The 17,493-nt window shown below is 67.5% G+C and carries 16 protein-coding genes; 12 read left to right on the forward strand and 4 right to left on the reverse strand.

The features are described 5' to 3' along the window. The first annotated feature begins 32 nt into the window (after nucleotides 1-32). From C1I89_RS17470 to C1I89_RS17500, 7 genes are all read left to right on the forward strand, one after another. Nucleotides 33-1,181, forward strand: a complete 1,149-nt coding sequence (locus tag C1I89_RS17470; RefSeq protein WP_219929595.1) for an MFS transporter — start codon at nucleotides 33-35, stop codon at nucleotides 1,179-1,181. 114 nt (nucleotides 1,182-1,295) lie between these two features. After that, nucleotides 1,296-1,769, forward strand: coding sequence for a (2Fe-2S)-binding protein (locus C1I89_RS17475; protein WP_102773932.1), 474 nt, complete (start codon nucleotides 1,296-1,298; stop codon nucleotides 1,767-1,769). Then, nucleotides 1,766-4,057, forward strand: a complete 2,292-nt coding sequence (locus tag C1I89_RS17480) for a xanthine dehydrogenase family protein molybdopterin-binding subunit (protein WP_102773933.1) — start codon at nucleotides 1,766-1,768, stop codon at nucleotides 4,055-4,057. Before C1I89_RS17475 ends, C1I89_RS17480 begins: the two co-directional genes overlap by 4 nt. A gap of 54 nt (nucleotides 4,058-4,111) precedes the next feature. Next, nucleotides 4,112-5,137: an XdhC family protein gene (locus C1I89_RS17485; RefSeq protein WP_102773934.1), complete on the forward strand. Its 1,026-nt coding sequence runs from the start codon at nucleotides 4,112-4,114 to the stop codon at nucleotides 5,135-5,137. 128 nt (nucleotides 5,138-5,265) lie between these two features. Then, entirely contained in the window at nucleotides 5,266-5,553 is a 288-nt protein-coding gene (gene groES / locus C1I89_RS17490) for a co-chaperone GroES (protein WP_006221616.1), read from the forward strand. Nucleotides 5,554-5,590: 37 nt separating this feature from the next. Beyond that, on the forward strand, nucleotides 5,591-7,231 hold the full coding sequence (groL, locus tag C1I89_RS17495; RefSeq protein WP_102773935.1) for a chaperonin GroEL: 1,641 nt from the start codon (nucleotides 5,591-5,593) through the stop codon (nucleotides 7,229-7,231). A 188-nt stretch (nucleotides 7,232-7,419) separates the two neighbouring features. Continuing rightward, nucleotides 7,420-8,328: a YihY/virulence factor BrkB family protein gene (locus C1I89_RS17500; protein WP_102773936.1), complete on the forward strand. Its 909-nt coding sequence runs from the start codon at nucleotides 7,420-7,422 to the stop codon at nucleotides 8,326-8,328. A 12-nt stretch (nucleotides 8,329-8,340) separates the two neighbouring features. On the opposite strand, the gene C1I89_RS17505 is transcribed toward C1I89_RS17500, so the two are convergent. Next, a complete protein-coding gene (locus tag C1I89_RS17505) occupies nucleotides 8,341-8,829 on the reverse strand; it encodes a MarR family winged helix-turn-helix transcriptional regulator (protein WP_102773937.1) in 489 nt (162 codons plus the stop codon). Nucleotides 8,830-8,968: 139 nt separating this feature from the next. Here C1I89_RS17505 and C1I89_RS17510 point away from each other — a divergent pair, with 139 nt between their 5' ends. The 5 genes from C1I89_RS17510 to C1I89_RS17530 all read left to right on the forward strand — a co-directional run bounded on the left by C1I89_RS17510 (nucleotide 8,969) and on the right by C1I89_RS17530 (nucleotide 13,565). Continuing rightward, complete coding sequence (locus C1I89_RS17510; RefSeq protein WP_102773938.1) at nucleotides 8,969-10,426, forward strand: 2-hydroxymuconic semialdehyde dehydrogenase; 1,458 nt, start codon at nucleotides 8,969-8,971, stop codon at nucleotides 10,424-10,426. A 22-nt stretch (nucleotides 10,427-10,448) separates the two neighbouring features. After that, complete coding sequence (locus C1I89_RS17515) at nucleotides 10,449-10,898, forward strand: RidA family protein (protein WP_102773939.1); 450 nt, start codon at nucleotides 10,449-10,451, stop codon at nucleotides 10,896-10,898. A 3-nt stretch (nucleotides 10,899-10,901) separates the two neighbouring features. Further along, a complete protein-coding gene (locus C1I89_RS17520) occupies nucleotides 10,902-11,867 on the forward strand; it encodes a LysR substrate-binding domain-containing protein (protein ID WP_102773940.1) in 966 nt (321 codons plus the stop codon). Between the two features lie 127 nt (nucleotides 11,868-11,994). Beyond that, a complete protein-coding gene (locus C1I89_RS17525; protein ID WP_102773941.1) occupies nucleotides 11,995-12,540 on the forward strand; it encodes a 3-hydroxyanthranilate 3,4-dioxygenase in 546 nt (181 codons plus the stop codon). A 23-nt stretch (nucleotides 12,541-12,563) separates the two neighbouring features. Beyond that, nucleotides 12,564-13,565, forward strand: coding sequence for an amidohydrolase family protein (locus C1I89_RS17530; RefSeq protein WP_102773942.1), 1,002 nt, complete (start codon nucleotides 12,564-12,566; stop codon nucleotides 13,563-13,565). 22 nt (nucleotides 13,566-13,587) lie between these two features. Here C1I89_RS17530 and C1I89_RS17535 read toward each other — a convergent pair whose 3' ends face one another. Genes C1I89_RS17535 through manD form a run of 3 tightly spaced genes read right to left on the reverse strand, consistent with a single transcriptional unit; the run spans nucleotide 13,588 to nucleotide 17,460 of the window. Further along, nucleotides 13,588-14,652, reverse strand: a complete 1,065-nt coding sequence (locus tag C1I89_RS17535) for an Ldh family oxidoreductase (protein WP_102773943.1) — start codon at nucleotides 14,650-14,652, stop codon at nucleotides 13,588-13,590. 39 nt (nucleotides 14,653-14,691) lie between these two features. Next, nucleotides 14,692-16,245: a mannitol dehydrogenase family protein gene (locus tag C1I89_RS17540; RefSeq protein ID WP_102773944.1), complete on the reverse strand. Its 1,554-nt coding sequence runs from the start codon at nucleotides 16,243-16,245 to the stop codon at nucleotides 14,692-14,694. A gap of 3 nt (nucleotides 16,246-16,248) precedes the next feature. After that, nucleotides 16,249-17,460, reverse strand: coding sequence for a D-mannonate dehydratase ManD (gene manD, locus C1I89_RS17545; protein WP_102773945.1), 1,212 nt, complete (start codon nucleotides 17,458-17,460; stop codon nucleotides 16,249-16,251). Nucleotides 17,461-17,493: the final 33 nt, after the last annotated feature.

Here is a 17,493-nt window from a genome sequence, read left to right on the forward strand (position 1 = left end):
CGCAGCCCGCCCACTGGAGCGGCGTGTTCGCCATGTCGCTATGCGTTTTCGCGCTGATCGCTTCGGAATTCATGCCCGTCAGTCTACTGACGCCGATGGCCGCCGACCTGCACGTTACCGAAGGGATGGCCGGACGAGGCATCGCGATCTCCGGCGCTTTCGCGGTACTGGCCAGTGTTTCGATCTCGTGGCTTGCCGGCGCGATGAATCGCAAGACACTGCTGCTGGCGCTGACGGCACTGATGGCTGTCTCTGCGGCCGTCGTAGCGCTGGCGCCGAACTATCCCGTCTATATGCTGGGCCGCGCACTCATCGGTATCGTGATCGGCGGATTCTGGTCGATGTCCGCAGCGACGGCCATGCGCTTGGTTCCCGGAGATCAGGTGCCGCGCGCCTTGGCGATCTTCAATGGCGGGAATGCGCTGGCGACGGTCCTCGCCGCGCCGCTTGGCACCTACCTCGGCTCGTTGATGGGTTGGCGTGGCGCCTTCTTCTGCCTGGTTCCGGTGGCCGCGCTGGCCTTGGTCTGGCAATGGGCCACCCTCCCGTCCATGCCAACCCGAGAGCGAACCGCGGGTTCGAAGAACGCCTTCAGGATACTGAACAGCCGTCCCGTGGCCCTGGGCATGGCCGCCTGCGGGGTGTTCTTCATGGGGCAGTTCACCCTGTTCACCTATGTGCGACCGTTTCTGGAGACCGTGACCGCAGCGGACGTATCCACACTATCGCTCACCCTGCTGGCGATCGGCGTGGCCGGCTTCATTGGTACGGCCCTGATTGGCACCGTCCTCAAGCGCAGTCTTTACCGGACGCTGATTGTCATCCCCAGCCTCATGGCGGTGATCGCGCTGACGCTGATTCCACTCGGCTCGTGGCTCGCCCCGACCGTCGCCCTCCTGAGTCTGTGGGGCCTGCTTGCAACTTCGGCCCCGGTGGGTTGGTGGAGCTGGATTGCCAAGGCGATGCCACACAACGCGGAAGCGGGCGGAGGCCTGATGGTGGCAGTGATCCAGCTGGCGATCGCCCTCGGCTCGTCCGTTGGCGGCGTGCTGTTCGATTCCACCGGCTACCGCGGCACCTTTGTAGCGAGCGCCGCCATACTCCTGAGCGCCACCCTCCTCGCGTTCTTCACCTCCCGTGCGCAACTGCGTCAGGCACACCAGGCCACCGACCACAGATAGGGGAACTCATGAATTTATTTCGTAGTCCTGAGCGAAATTCCGATATAAATAGCTGGCTCAGTCACGCACGAGGCGAGATACCGCCTGCCCTACGCACCCTCTAAGGATTCCGCGATGACCCAACTCCAAATCAACGGCCAAGCGAAGAACGTCGACGTCCCGGGCGAAACACCCTTGCTCTGGACCTTGAGAGACGAGCTCGGCATGACCGGTACCAAATTCGGATGCGGCATGGCGCTGTGCGGCGCCTGTACCGTGCACATGGACGGCGCGCCAATCCGTTCCTGTATCACCCCCCTCTCAGCTGCGGCCGGCCACCATATCACCACGATCGAAGGGATAGAGGCCGATGCGGTCGGCCGGGCGGTGCAGCAAGCCTGGATAGAGCAGAATGTCGCCCAGTGCGGCTATTGCCAGGCCGGTCAGATCATGACGGCGGTAAGTCTGCTCAAAGCGACGCCGCAGCCTACCGACCAGGAGATCGAGGACGCCATGAGCGGCAATATCTGCCGCTGCGGCACGTATCCCCGCATCCGGGCCGCCATTCAGCAGGCAGCCAAGCACCTGGCCCAGGGAGGCAAGCAATGACGCGCACCACTCAACTTTCCCGGCGCGGCTTTCTGCAAGGCGGCCTGGGCGCGCTTACCCTGGCGATCACATCGAAGGGGTTCATCACGACAGCCTGGGCGGCGGAGCCAGCCGCCCAGAAGTATGGCGCCGACAGCATGCCCGGCGGCACTGTCGACGACCCCCTGGTATTCGTCAGCATTGCCGCGGACGGCGCCGTTACCATCGTTGCGCATCGCGCTGAAATGGGCACGGGAGTCCGCAGCAGCCTGCCCATGGTGGTAGCCGACGAGATGGAAGCGCGCTGGGATCGCGTCAAGGTCATACAGGCACCGGCTGACGAAGTGCGCTACGGCAACCAGAACGTGGATGGTTCGCGAAGCATGCGCCACTTCCTGATGCCCATGCGGCGCGTCGGCGCGGCGGCCCGGCAGATGCTGGAGGCGGCAGCGGCGGCGCGGTGGTCCGTTCCGCTTGCCGAGGTCAAGGCGGTTCAGCATGAGGTGCTGCACCGGCCGTCCGGGCGCCGTCTGGCCTACGGCGAACTTGCCGCCGACGCGGCCAGGCAGCCTGTTCCCACGGGTGACGCACTCAAGCTCAAGGATCGCAGTGAGTTCCGCTACATCGGGAAAGGTCAGGTCCGGCTCGTCGACCTGGAAGCCATCGGGAAAGGCCAGGCGACCTACGGCATGGACATGCGCCTGCCCGGCATGGTCTATGCCGTCGTGGCGCGCCCGCCTGTCGTTGGAGGCAAGCTGCGTCGCTTCGACAGCACGCGGGCGCTGGCCGTCCCCGGGGTGCTGAAGGTCGTGGAGATTCCCCCGATGCAAGGCGCGCCGGCATTCCAGCCTCTGGGCGGCGTCGCGGTCGTCGCGCGCAACACCTGGGCAGCCCGCCAGGGCCGCGACGCGCTGGAAATCGAATGGGACGATGGACCCAACGGCAGCTACGACTCGGCCGCCTATCACCAGGCGCTGGAGTCGGCCGCACGCAAATCCGGCAAGGCGATACGCAATCAAGGCGACGTAGCGCAAGTCTGGGCCAAGGCCCCCGACACCGAGCGCCTGGCCGCGGAATACTACGTGCCCCATCTGGCCCATGCCTCGATGGAGCCGCCGGTCGCCACCGTCCAGATCAAAGGCGGCAACGCCGAAGTCTGGACCTCCATCCAGAACCCCGTCGCGGCGCGAGACGCGGTGGCGGCTCGCCTGAAGCTGGACCCAAACAAGGTCAAGGTGAATGTCCTGCTGCTGGGAGGAGGGTTTGGCCGCAAGTCCAAGCCCGACTTCGTGGACGAGGCCGCCATTGTCGCCCACGCCATGCCCGACGGTACGCCGGTCAAGCTGGTATGGACGCGCGAAGACGACATCCACCATGATTATCTGCACACCGTGTCGGTCGAACGTCTGGAGGCCGTCCTGGACAAGAGCGGACAAGTCCAATCCTGGCTGCACCGCAGCGCCGCGCCTACCATCGCCTCTCTCTTCTCCGAGGGAGCCAAGGGCCAGCAGATGTTCGAGTCGGCCATGTCGGCCATCAACATGCCGTACCGCATTCCGAACGTCCTGGTGGAAACGGCCGAAGTAGAGGCCCATGCCCGCATCGGATGGTTCCGCTCGGTCGCCAATATCCCCCACGCCTTCGCGGCGCAATGCTTCATTGCCGAGTTGGCCGAGCGCGCGGGCAAGGACCACAAGGATTTCGCGCTCGACCTGATCGGTCCGGCGCGCCGAATCGATCCGGGCACGCTGGCCGACACCTGGAATTACTCGGAATCGCCCGAACGCTACCCGTACGACACGGGCCGCCTGCGCGGCGTGATCGAAGCAGCGTGCAAAGGCGCCGAATGGGGCAGGACACTGCCCAAGGGCCATGGCCTTGGCCTGGCATTCTGCTATAGCTTCATGAGCTACACAGCCACCGTAGTCGAGGTGGCCGTAGACGAGAAGGGCGAGGTTCGCATCGTTGCGGTGGACATGGCGATGGACTGCGGCCCGCAGATCAATCCCGAACGCATACGCGCGCAAATGGAAGGCGGCGCCATCATGGGCCTGAGCCTTGCGCTAACCGGCGAAATCACCTTCGAGAAAGGCCGCGTGAAGCAAAGCAATTTCCACGACTACGAAGTGCTGCGCCACAACGCATCGCCGCGCGTGATCCGAACGCATCTGGTCAACGACGACCACGCGCTGCCCCCTGGCGGCGTGGGCGAACCCCCGGTTCCGCCCGTGGCGCCGGCGCTGTGCAATGCCATATCCGCCGCAACCGGAAAGCGGATCCGTAATCTGCCCGTGCGCAGAGTCGCCTGACGCCACGCGCATGAAACCGCTTCCGACCCGCCTGTCCAGCTAAGGAATATCAGCGTGGAAACCGTCGACGTTCGCGTATTGCGGGAAGCCCGTTCGTGGCATGCCGAGGGGCACCGGCTGCTGCTGGCTACGGTGGTCAAGACCTGGGGGTCGTCTCCGCGCCCTGTCGGCTCCATGATGGCGCTGCGTGAAGACGGGCGCTGCGTCGGCTCCGTATCCGGCGGCTGCATCGAAGACGATCTGGTCCACCGGTACACCCGCGCCTACGGCGACGGCGCCATTGCGCAAAGCAGCCCCGAACTGGTGCGCTATGGGGTTACCGCCGACGAAGCACACCGGTTCGGCCTGCCCTGCGGCGGCACGCTGGAGCTGTTGTTGGAGTTTCAACCGGATTTTGAGCCGCTTGACGCCCTGGTCCGACAGCTGGAGTCGGGGCACCTCGTCCAGCGCACCGTCGACGTGGCCACGGGCGCGGTGACCTTGGCGCCGACCGCGCAGCCAGAGGCAGTACAGTTCGATGGCGTGACGCTTTCCTGCACATTGGGACCGCAGTACCGAATGCTGCTCATCGGCGCCGGTGTATTGGCGGAATACCTGGCCACCATGGCGCTGTTCAACGACTTTTCAGTGACGGTGTGCGACCCGCGGGTGGAACACCAGGGAAGCTGGTCCGTGTCCGGCGTGCATATCACCCGCGAAATGCCTGATGACGCCGTGCTCGCTTTTGTCCCCGACGCGCGTACCTGCATCGTCGCCCTGAGCCACGATCCCAAGCTGGACGATCTTGCGCTGTTGGAAGCGCTTCACAGTCCCGCCTTCTACGTGGGCGCAATCGGATCGCGCCGCAACACCAGCAGCCGCAGGGAACGGTTCATTGAGCATTTTGGCGAAACCACCCAATCCCTAGAACGCTTGCATGCGCCGGTTGGTGTCTATATTGGGAGCAGGACGCCAGCCGAAATCGCAGTGAGCATCATGGCCGAGATCATTGCCGTCAAGAACGGCGTCGTTCTGCCGGCCGGGGTTTCTGTCGAACAGGGGACAGAACTGCGGCGCCCGGCTCATACGCTCAAAATGTAACAACCTCCCCGCCCCCCTTGAAGCCCCGGACATCATCCCTATAATTAGCACTCGACACCGGTGAGTGCTAACAACATTCCCGGGCTCAACTGAACATTCTCTTCTTCTTTTTGTAACAGGAGTTCCACATGGCCTTGCGTCCCCTGGGCGATCGCGTGATCGTCAAACGCCTCGAAAACGAGCGCAAGACTGCCTCGGGCATCGTCATCCCCGACAGCGCCGCCGAAAAGCCTGACCAAGGTGAAGTCGTGGCCGTCGGCCCCGGCAAGAAGACCGAAGACGGCAAGATCCTGCCCGTCGACCTGAAGGCTGGCGACAAGGTTCTGTTCGGCAAGTACGCCGGCCAGTCCGTGAAGGTTGACGGCGAAGAGCTGCTCGTCATCCGCGAGGACGAAATCCTCGCCGTGGTCCAGTAAACCCTGCCTCAAACGAATTTTCGAAGGAAGCTAAGAAATGGCTGCCAAGCAAGTATTGTTCGGTGACGACGCCCGCGTGCGCATCGTCCGCGGCGTGAATGTTCTCGCCAACGCTGTTAAAACCACCCTCGGCCCCAAGGGTCGCAACGTCGTGCTGGAGCGCTCGTTCGGCGCCCCGACGGTGACCAAGGACGGCGTGTCCGTGGCCAAGGAAATCGAACTGAAGGACAAGTTCGAGAACATCGGCGCCCAGCTGGTCAAGGACGTCGCCTCGAAGACCTCCGACAACGCCGGTGACGGCACCACCACCGCCACCGTGCTGGCCCAGGCCATCGTTCAGGAAGGCCTGAAGTACGTTGCCGCCGGTTTCAACCCGATCGACCTGAAGCGCGGCATCGACAAGGCCGTCGCCGCCGCCGTCGCCGAACTGAAGAAGCAATCCAAGCCGGTCACGACCAGCAAGGAAATCGCCCAGGTCGGCTCGATCTCGGCCAACAGCGACACCTCCATCGGCCAGATCATCGCTGACGCGATGGACAAGGTCGGCAAGGAAGGCGTCATCACCGTCGAAGACGGCAAGTCGCTGGAAAACGAGCTGGACGTCGTCGAAGGCATGCAATTCGACCGCGGCTACCTGTCGCCCTACTTCATCAACAACCCGGACAAGCAAGTCGCCGCTCTGGAAGATCCGTTCGTTCTGATTTTCGACAAGAAGATCAGCAACATCCGTGACCTGCTGCCGGTGCTGGAACAAGTCGCCAAGTCGAGCCGTCCGCTGCTGATCATCGCCGAAGACGTCGAAGGCGAAGCCCTGGCCACCCTGGTCGTCAACAACATCCGTGGCATCCTGAAGACCACCGCCGTCAAGGCGCCGGGCTTCGGCGACCGCCGCAAGGCCATGCTGGAAGACATCGCCATCCTGACGGGCGGCACGGTGATCTCCGAAGAAACCGGCATGTCGCTGGAAAAGGCCACGCTGGCCGAGCTGGGCCAGGCCAAGCGCATCGAAGTGGGCAAGGAAAACACGACCATCATCGACGGCGCTGGCGACAGCAAGTCGATCGAAGCTCGCGTCAAGCAGATCCGCGTCCAGATCGAAGAAGCCACGTCCGACTACGACCGTGAAAAGCTGCAGGAACGCGTGGCCAAGCTGGCCGGCGGCGTTGCCGTGATTCGCGTTGGCGCTGCCACCGAAGTCGAAATGAAGGAAAAGAAGGCCCGCGTCGAAGACGCCCTGCACGCCACCCGCGCTGCAGTGGAAGAAGGCGTGGTGGCTGGCGGCGGCGTTGCGCTGCTGCGCGCCAAGCAGGCCATCGCCGACCTGAAGGGCGACACCGCTGACCAGAACGCCGGCATCAAGCTGATCCTGCGCGCCGTCGAAGAGCCGCTGCGCACGATCGTCACCAACGCCGGCGAAGAAGCCAGCGTGGTGGTCAACACCGTGCTCAACGGCAAGGGCAACTATGGCTACAACGCCGCGACCGGCGAGTACACCGACCTGGTCGAGCAAGGCGTGCTGGATCCCACCAAGGTGACCCGCACCGCCCTGCAGAACGCCGCCTCCGTCGCCAGCCTGCTGCTGACGGCCGAAGCCGCCGTGGTCGAACTGGCCGAAGACAAGCCCGCTGCTCCGGCCATGCCCGGCGGCATGGGCGGCATGGGCGGCATGGACTTCTAAGTCCCGCCATCCGGCCTCCCCGGCCTCGGCCGGGGATTGCAGTACCCCGAAAAACCCCCGGTCCTTCGCCCCGGGGGTTTTTCTTTTTTGCGCGCGCCCCAGGCGCGGACACGTTTGCCAACAGTCTGGCGGTTTGCCCGCCGAGCATGCGTCCCTACAATAAGGGTTCCCCAGAAAGAGCCCTGCCCATGCGTTTCACGAAGACCCTGCTGCGAGCCCTGCGCCCGTCCGAGATCTACGGACTGCTGGTCGATTCGGCCAAGCAATGGTCCACCCACCGCGCCTCGAGCAAGGGCGCGGCGCTGGCGCTGTACATGGTGTTTTCGCTGGCGCCCATGCTGATCCTGGTGATCGCGGTGGCGGGCGCTTTTTTCGGCGAGGAGGCGGTGCGCTCGGAGCTGTTTTCGCAGCTGACCGACCTGACCGGCGAACGCGGCGCCGAGGTGATACAGACGGTGCTGGCCAGCGCGCACGAGTCCGGCGGCGGCTGGATCGCGGCGCTGATTTCGATATTCGTGCTGATTTTCAGCGCCACCACGGCCTTCGCGGAGCTGAAGGCCAGCCTGGACGATCTGTGGGAAGTGTCGGCCAACAAGGGCGGGCTGCACGGCATGGTGCGCAGCCGCATGCTGTCGTTCGGGCTGGTGCTGGTGCTGGCGCTGTTCCTGCTGATTTCGCTGACGGTGAACGCGGCGCTGGGCGCGGCCCGCGGCTATTACGGCGAACTGTGGACGGCCTCGTCGTTCGCGCTGGTGGCCGAGTGGATTTCCAGCTTGTTTTCGTTTTCGGTGGTGGCGGCGCTGTTCGCGGTGATTTTCAAGCTGCTGCCCAGCGCCAGGATTTCCTGGCGGGACGTGATTCCCGGCGCCATCGTGACGGCGGCGCTGTTCCTGGTGGGCAAGTGGGGCATCGGACTGTACCTGAGCCGCGGCGCGGCGGTGTCGGCCTATGGCGCCGCCGGCTCGCTGATCGCGCTGCTGCTGTGGATCTACTATTCGGCGCAGATCTTCTTTTTCGGCGCCGTGTTCACGCGCCAGTTCGCGCTGCGCTTCGGGCGCGAGCAGGCGGCTGACGCCCCCGCCGAATCCGATACCTGAGCCGGGCGCGGCTCAGGCCGCTTCCTTCTCCAGCCCGGCCATCAGGCGCAGGCATTTCAGGAACACCGGCCGCAGGTCCTCGGGTATCGGGGCCAGCACCTGCGCCTCCACCTCGACGTCGCCGGGCAGGATGCGCGCCAGCACTGCAATCCCCTCTTCCGTGATTTCCAAGGCATAGGCGCGGCCGTCCGCGGCCGAGCGCGTGCGCCGCACATAGCCCTTGCGGGTCATGCGCGCGATCATTTCGGCGAATGAGTTGCGGTCCAGCGCGATCAGCTCGGCGATGCGGTTCTGGGTGGCGCCCGGGTTCTGGTAGACGGTGATCAGCAGGGCTTTCTGGCGCGGCGTCAGGTCCTCGTCGGGAAAGGCCTGGGCGAACAGGGCCTCGGCCCGGAAATGGGCGCGGCGCAACAGGTGCGAGGCGACCTGGCTCAGGTCGAATTCCTCGAGGGCGCGCAGCTTGGCCTGGCTGGCGCGGGCAGGTCTGGCTTTGGCGGTCATCGGGCTTCCATGAAGTCGGCCTGGCGATTGTAGGCCTGCATTGACTTGGCGCGTGCGGCTGCCTATGATGCGCCAATATAGTACGTATACGTATTTATTTATCGGCAATTATTCATTGGCGACTACCGGAGACAGGGACATGACGATCCGCCAGCTACGCAATTACATCGACGGCCGTTTCGAGGATGGCGCATCGACTTTCGACAAGCACAGCCCGGTGGACGGGCGCCGGGTGGCCCAGGTCCACGAGGCCGGCCGCGAGCAGGTCGAGCGCGCCCTGCGGGCGGCGCAGTGGGCACTGCCGGCCTGGGCCGCGCTGCCGGTGGCCGAGCGCACCGACTACCTGCTGGCGCTGGCCGACGGCATCGAGCGGCGCTTCGACGACTTCCTGCAGGCCGAGATCGGCGACACCGGCAAGCCGGTCGGCTGGGCCGGCAAGATCGACATCCCGCGCGGCGCGGCCAATTTCCGGACCTTCGCCGAACTGGCGCGCACGCTGGACATGGAAAGCTACATGACCGATACGCCGGACGGCGGGCAGGCGCTGAATTACGCCTACCGCAAGCCGCTGGGCGTGGTGGGCGTGATCTCGCCCTGGAACCTGCCGCTGCTGCTGCTGACCTGGAAGGTGGCGCCGGCGCTGGCCTTCGGCAATACAGTCATCATGAAGCCTTCCGAGGTCACCCCCTCGACGGCCACGCTGCTGGCGGAGGTGGCGGGCGAGGCCGGGCTGCCGGCCGGCGTGCTGAACCTGGTCCACGGGTTCGGACCGGGCTCGGCGGGCGAGTTCATCACCACCCATCCGGACATAGACGGCATCACCTTCACCGGCGAGTCGGCCACGGGTGCGGCCATCATGCGGGCGGTGGCGCCGGGGGTGAAGCCGGTGTCGTTCGAGCTGGGCGGCAAGAACGCGGCGCTGGTGTTCGCGGACGCGGACTTCGAGGCCGCGGTCGACGGCGTGACGCGTTCCGTCTTCGCCAATTGCGGGCAGGTCTGCCTGTGCACCGAGCGCGTGTACGTCGAGCGCCCCATCTATGAACGCTTCGTGCAGGCGCTGGCCGAACGCGCGCGCAGCCTGCGCATCGGCTGGCCGCTGGAGCCGGACACCGAAATGGGGCCGCTGGTGTCGCGCGAGCATCGCGAGAAGGTGCTGTCCTATTTCGAGCTGGCGCGCCAGGAAGGCGCGACCGTGGTGGCCGGCGGCGGCGTGCCGGAATTCGGCGACGCGCGCGACCAGGGGGCCTATGTGCAGCCCACCATCTGGACCGGCCTGCCCGAGCATGCGCGCTGCATCAAGGAGGAGGTGTTCGGGCCGGTGTGCCACGTGGCGCCCTTCGACACCGAGGAAGAAGCGATCCGGCTGGCCAACGACACGCGCTATGGCCTGGCGGCGGCCGTGTGGACCCAGAATCTCAGCCGCGGCCACCGGGTGGCGCAGGCCATGAAGGCCGGGCTGGCCTGGGTCAATTGCTGGTTCCTGCGCGACCTGCGCACGCCCTTCGGCGGCAGCGGCCTGTCGGGCATCGGCCGCGAAGGCGGCCGCCATTCGCTGCATTTTTATACCGACCCCACCAATGTTTGCGTCAAACTCTGATTTCCCGCACCAGGAGCCCAAGATGAATCCTACCCAGACAGGCCAGTCCGCAACCACCGGCGCCACCGTGGTGGCCGGCAAGGCCACGCCCCGCGGCAAGTATCCGCACATCAAGCGCGCCGGAGACCTGCTGTTCGTCTCCGGCACCAGCTCGCGCCTGCCCGACAACCGCATCGCGGGCGCCGAGGTCGACGCCATGGGCACCGCGACGCTGGACATCCGGGTGCAGACGCGCGCGGTCATCGAGAACATCCGCGACATCCTGGCCACCGCCGGCGCCACGCTGGCCGACGTGGTCGAGATCAGCACGTTTCTCGTGAACATGAACGATTTCGGCGGCTACAACCAGGTCTACGGCGAATTCTTCGACGCCGACGGCCCGGCCCGCACCACGGTCGCGGTGCACCAGCTGCCGCACCCCCAGCTGCTGATCGAGATCAAGGCCGTCGCCTACAAGCCGCTGGCGCGCTAGGGCATGGCGAACTTCCGCATCACGCCGCACGCGCTCAGCCACAAGCTGAAGCTGCACCAGCTGCAGATTTTCGAGCGCGTGCTGGCGCGCCGTTCGCTGTCGCGCGCGGCCAGCGAACTGCACCTGACCCAGCCCACCGTCACCCGCGCCATCCACGACCTGGAGGCCTTTTTCGGCGCCACGCTGTTCGACCGCTCCAACCGGGGCGTGGCGCCGACCGAGCTGGCCCTGGTGCTGGGCCGGCGCGTGCACGCCATGATGGCCGAGATCCGCTACATGGCCGACGACATCGACGCGGTGCTGGGCGGCACCAGCGGCCACGTGGTGGTGGGCACGCTGATCGCCGCCTCGGCCAAGCTGCTGCCCGAGGCCATCGCCCGGCTGATGAGCGAACACCCCGGCATCCAGGTCACGGTGCGCGAGGGCCCCACCGCCCAGCTGCTGCCGGCCCTGGCCACGGGCGACCTGGACATCGTGGTCGGCCGCCTGCCCGGCACCGACATGGCCTCGATTTCCGGGGTGGCGGTGGACCACCACAAGCTGTACCGCGAGGAGCTGTGCCTGGTGGCCCGCGCCGGCCATCCGCTGGCCGGCGAGCGCCAGGTGGCGCTGGCCGACCTGACCGACTGCATCTGGATCCTGCCCGCGCCGTCCTCGCCCTTGCGCGCCTCGATCGAGCGCATCTTTTTCGACGCCGGCCTGCGCCTGCCCGTGCGCCACATGGAATCGCTGTCGCTGTTGACCAATATCGGCGTGCTCATGCACAGCGAGGCGCTGGCGCTGATGCCCTACGACGCGGCGGCGCAATTCCTGTCCATGGGCCTGCTGGCGCGCCTGCCCACCGACGCCTTCGGCGCGTTCGGCGACGTGGGCTATTCGGTGCGCGCCGACCGGCCGCTGACGCCGGCCTGCCAGCGCCTGGTGGAGTATCTGAAGCGCAGCGCGGCACAGCGCGAAACGGCGCGATAGCGCCCTCAGGGTTATCCCGCGATAGATGGACGGTATGGCCGGCCGCACAATTTCTATTGTGCAGTCCCTGCCCGAGCCGCCTAGACTCCAGGGGAGAGCGCAGTTCCCCCAAATCCTGGAGGTCTCCATGCTGGCCTACGGCCCCCCCTTCAATTTCCAGCGCTGGATCGACGACAACGCCCACCTGCTCAAGCCGCCGGTGGGCAACAAGCAGATCTGGCAGGACGCGGATTTCATCGTCACCGTGGTCGGCGGCCCCAATGTGCGCACCGACTACCACGACGATCCGCTCGAAGAGTTCTTCTACCAGTTGCGCGGCAACGCCTGGCTGTCGCTGTGGATAGACGGCAAGCCCGAGCGCGTCGACCTCAAGGAGGGCGACGTCTTCCTGATGCCGCCGCACGTGCGCCACTCGCCGCAGCGCCCCGAAGCCGGCAGCGTCTGCCTGGTGATCGAACGCCAGCGCCCGGTCGGGCTGCTCGACGGCTTCGAATGGTATTGCCCGCAATGCCATCACCTGGTGCACCGCGCCGAGGTCCAGCTGCAAAGCATCGTCACCGACCTGCCGCCGCTGTTCCAGGCCTTCTATTCCAGTCCGGAAAAGCGCCGCTGTCCGAGCTGCGGCGCGATCCATCCGGGCAAGGACCCCGTGCCCGCGACCGCCCCCGCCTAGCATCCCCGACAAGCTCCCTGAAGATGATCCAGAAAATCGACATGCACGCGCACTTCTTCCCGCCGATCACGCGGGAGGAAGCGGCAGCGCTAGACCCCGTCAACGCGCCCTGGCTGCGGCCCGAAGGCGACGGCTCCACCGGCCAGATCATGGCCGGCGACCGGCCGTTCCGCCCGGTGGACGCCACGCTCTGGGACCCGGCGCTGCGCCTGCGGCAGATGGACCGCCACGGCGTGGACGTGCAGATCCTGTGCGCCACCCCGATCATGTTCGGCTACAGCTATCCGGCGCGCGCCGCGGCCGACTGGGCGGCGCGCATGAACGACCTGGCGCTGGAGCATTGCGCCCATGCGCCGGCGCGCCTGAAGGCGCTGGCGCAGGTGCCGCTGCAGGACCTGGAGCTGGCCTGCCGCGAGGCGTCGCGCGCCCGCGCCGCCGGCCACCTGGGCGTGCAGATCGGCAACCACGTCGGCGAGCGCGACCTGGACGACGAAACGCTGGTGCAGTTCCTGATCCATTGCGCCGGGAACGACATACCGGTGCTGGTGCATCCGTGGGACATGATGACCGACGGCCGCATGAAGCGCTGGATGCTGCCGTGGCTGGTGTCCATGCCGGCCGAGACCCAGCTCGGCATCCTGTCGCTGATCCTGTCGGGCGCGTTCGAGCGCATTCCGCGCAGCCTGAAGCTGTGCTTCGCGCATGGCGGCGGCAGCTTCGCCTATCTGCTGGGACGGGTGGACAACGCCTGGCGGCACCGCGACATCATTCGCCAGGACTGCCCGCAGCTGCCCTCTTCCTACACCGACCGCTTCTATACCGACAGCGCGGTGTTCGATCCGGCCGCGCTGCGCCTGCTGATCGACGTGATGGGCGAGGACCGCGTGCTGCTGGGCTCGGACTACCCGTACCCGCTGGGCGAGCAGGAAGTGGGCCGGCTGGTGACCCACGCCGGGCTGTCGCCCGAGGTGCAGCGCAAGATCCTGGCGCGCAACACCATGACGTTCTTCGGCCTGGACCACTGAACGCAGCGGGGGCACATCCCGCCTACACCGCTTCCTGGCGCGTCCTGCACGGCGGCAGGAACAGGCCCAGCCTGCCGCTCCATTCGGCCATCTCGGCCTTCAGCGCCGGCGGCACCGGGACGCCGCCGGCCTCGCGTTCGGCCTGGGCGGCCAGTTCCGGATCGCCCGGCGCGCGCGGCGAACCCGGCTGCGCCGCCAGTTCGGCCGCCATGGCCGCGGCCACCGCGGCCAGCGCCGCCCCGCCGGCGAACCGCGCGGGATCGATGACGATGAAGAAGGCGCCCAGCTCGCGCGCGCGGCCCAGTTCCTCGTACATGGGGCCGATGTGCGGGCCGTAGGGATTGCCGTTGAGCGGCCCGCACAGCAGTTCGACCATCATCGCCAGGCCGTAGCCTTTGTGTCCGTATTCGCCGCCCAGCGGGGCCAATGCGCGCACGCGCGCGGCGTCGGTTTCGCCGCGGCCGTCGGCGTCCAGCGCCACGCCCCCGGGTAGCGCCGCGCCGTCGCGCCGCGCGTTCATGACCCGGTTCCACGGGATGGCCGTGGTCGCCATGTCCAGGCATAGCGGCGCCCCGCCCTGCCGCGGAAAGGCGAAGGATAGCGGGTTGGTGCCGAAGAACGGCCGGCGCCCGCCGAAGGGCGCGGCGATCGCGTCGGAATGCGTGAACGCGATGCCGATCAGTCCCGCGTCGGCGGCCGCGCGCGTGTACAGGCCGATCGCGCCGCAGTGCGAGGAATCGCTGACGCCCACGGCGCCCACGCCGGCCTCGCGCGCCAGTTCCATGGCCACCGCGTTGGCGCGATGCGCCACCACGATGCCGTGACCGCGCCCGCCGTGCACCTGCGCGGTGGCCGGTCCGCTGCGTTCGATACGGATGTCCGGACGCGCCAGGATGGAGCCGTGGGCTACGCGGTTCAGGTAGTGCGGCAGCCGGGCGATGCCGTGGGAATCGATGCCCCACAGGCTGGTCTGGGCCAGGCTCGCTGCCACGCAGCGGGCGTCGGCCTGGCTGAATTCCAGGGCTTGCAGGCAGGCTTCGCCCCATTGCCGCCACTGCGCCGCGTCCACGGTTTGCCAACTTGCCATGCTGCGCTCCTCATCTGTCGTGGCGGCGCGCCGCCGGGTTCAGTCCGCGGGCGCGGGCTGTTCCGCCGCGTCCCGCTCCAGTGCCGCCAGCGTCCCCAGCACGCCCAGCGTGCGCAGCCGTTCCAGGTGCTCGGCCAGCGCGTCGACGAAGGCGGGCTGGCCGGCCAGCTTCCCGAACACGGGCTTGTAACCGGCCACCACCAGGGCGCGCCGGTGCGCCGCCCGGCCCGGAGAAGCCGACGCGGCGGCCGCGTCGGCGCGCGCCAGCAGTTCTTCCAGGGCGGCGGCCAGCGGGTCCTGGATGGCGTAGGCCTGGCCTTGCTCGTCGCGGCCGCGCAGGTAATGCAGCCAGGCGGCCACGGCCAGGGCCAGCCGGCTGAAACCCTCGCCGCGCCGCAGCCGGTCGCGTATGACGGCGAGCAGGCGCTGCGGCACCTTCTGCGAGCCGTCCATGGCGATCTGCTGCGTCAGATGCGGCAGCGCCGGATTGGCCACGCGCGCCAGGAAGCGCTGGCGGTACTCGTCCAGCGTCGCTTGCGGCATACCGCGCAGCGTGGGCGCGACTTCCAGCCGCAGCATGTCGTCGACGTAGCCGCGCAGCGCCGGCGTGGCGGCGGCCTCGCTGTTGGTGCGCAGGCCCAGCATCGCGCCCAGGTACGCAAAGGCGGAATGCGGGCCGTTGACCATGCGCAGCTTGAGGCGCTCGTATGGCGCGGCGCGGCGCACGAAGCTGACGCCGGCGGCGGCGTCCCACGCGGGCCGGCCGGCCGCGAAGCGGTCCTCGATGACCCAGTTCAGGTAGGGCTCGCCCACCACCGGCCAGGCGTCGTCCACGCCCAGCCGCTCGGACACGCGCGCGCGGTCCTCTTCGCGGGTGCGCGGCACGATGCGGTCCACCATGGAATTCGGGAAGGTGCAGTTGCCGTCTATCCAGGCGGCCAGACCGGCGTCCTGCAGCAGCGCGTAGGCCAGCACCAGGCGGCGCAGCGTGTCGCCGTTGGCGTGCAGGTTGTCGCAGGACAGCAGCGTGAGCGGCCCCAGGCCGCGCTCGCGCCGCAGGGCCAGCCCGCGCGCCAGCATGCCTATGGCGCTGCGCGGACGCGCCGGATGCGCGAGGTCGTGCCTGATGTCGGGATCGTCCCAGCGCAGCTGGCCGGTGGCCGGCTCCAGGCTGTAGCCTTTTTCGGTGACGGTCAGGCTGACGATGCGGATCTGCGGATGGGCGATGCGCTCCAGCACCGCGCCCGGGTTTTCCGGGGCCACCAGCACTTCCAGCAGCGAACCTATCACCCGCAGCTGCTCGCGCGGCTGCCCGTCGGGGCCGGCGTCGCGCAGCGCCAGCGTGTACAGGCCGTGCTGCGGCGCCAGCGCGTCGCGCGTGTCGGGGCTGCGCAGCGAGACGCCGACGATGCCCCAGCTCAGGTCCCCGCTTACGGCCATGGCCAGGTCCGTCACCGCCGCCTGGTGGGCGCGGTGGAACGCGCCTATGCCCAGGTGCACGATGCCGGGCGTGACGCGGCCGCGCTCATAGGCGGGCCGCGCCACCGCCTCGGACAGGCGCGGCAGGGATTGCGGGTTCAGGCGCGCGCGCATGGCTCACCAGTGCCAGAGCGTGCCGTCATGCGCCTGCCGGTTGACCGGCAGGTAGGCGCGCTGGTAGGGATAGCGGGCGGCCAGGTCTTCGTCTATGTCCACGCCGTGGCCCGGCGCGTCGCCGGGATACAGCATGCCCTGGTCGAAGGTGTAGGCGTGGGGGAACACCGCGTCGGTCTCGTCGGTGTGCCGCATGTATTCCTGGATGCCGAAGTTCGGCACCCACAAGTCGAAATGCAGGGCCGCGCCCATGCACACCGGCGACAGGTCGGTGGCGCCGTGGCAGCCGGTGCGCACCTGGTAGAGCGCGGCCAGGTCGGCGATGCGGCGCAGGTGCGTGATGCCGCCGGCATGGACCACGGTGGCGCGGATGTAATCGATCAGTTGGTGTTCGATCAGGTCCTTGCAATCCCAGATGGTGTTGAAGATCTCGCCCACGGCCAGCGGCGTGACCGTGTGCTGGCGGATCAGGCGGAACGCCTCCTGGTTTTCGGCCGGAGTGGCGTCCTCCATCCAGAACAGCCGGAACGGCTCCAGCGCCTTGCCCAGCCGGCCGGCCTCGATGGGCGTGAGCCGGTGATGCACGTCATGCAGCAGGTGGGTCTCCCAGCCCACGGCGTCGCGCACGCGCTGGAACAGGCGCGGGGCATGGTCCAGGTATTTTTCGGTGGACCAGTCGTGCTCCGACGGCAGCGAAGCGTCGGCCGGTTCGTAGAACATGCGGCCGCGGCCCACGCCGTACACCGCGTTCAGGCCCGGCACCCCGCTTTGCGCGCGGATCGCCCGGTAGCCCATTTCGCGGTAGCGCAGCACCTCGTCCACGGTTTCGTCGATGTCGCGGCCGTTGGCGTGGCCGTAGACCAGGACGCCCGTGCGGCTCTTGCCGCCCAGCAGCTGGTACAGCGGCATGCCGGCGGCCTTGGCCTTGATGTCCCACAGCGCCGTGTCCACGGCGGCGATGGCCGCCATGGTGACCGGCCCGCGGCGCCAGTACGCGCCGCGATACAGGTATTGCCAGATGTCCTCGATCTGATGCGGGTCGCGGCCGATCAGGCAGGGAATGACGTGCTCGGTCAGGTAGGCGGCCACGGCCAGCTCGCGGCCGTTGAGCGTGGCGTCGCCGATGCCGTGCAGGCCCTCGTCGGTTTCGATCTTGAGGGTGACGAAGTTGCGGCCGGGGCTGCAGACGATAACGCGCGCTTGGGTGATCTTCATGAATGGTCCTGTGGAATGCCGGAAAACCCTGGC

This window comes from Achromobacter pulmonis (assembly GCF_002885955.2).
In the GTDB taxonomy this organism is placed as follows: Bacteria; Pseudomonadota; Gammaproteobacteria; order Burkholderiales; family Burkholderiaceae_B; genus Achromobacter; species Achromobacter pulmonis_A.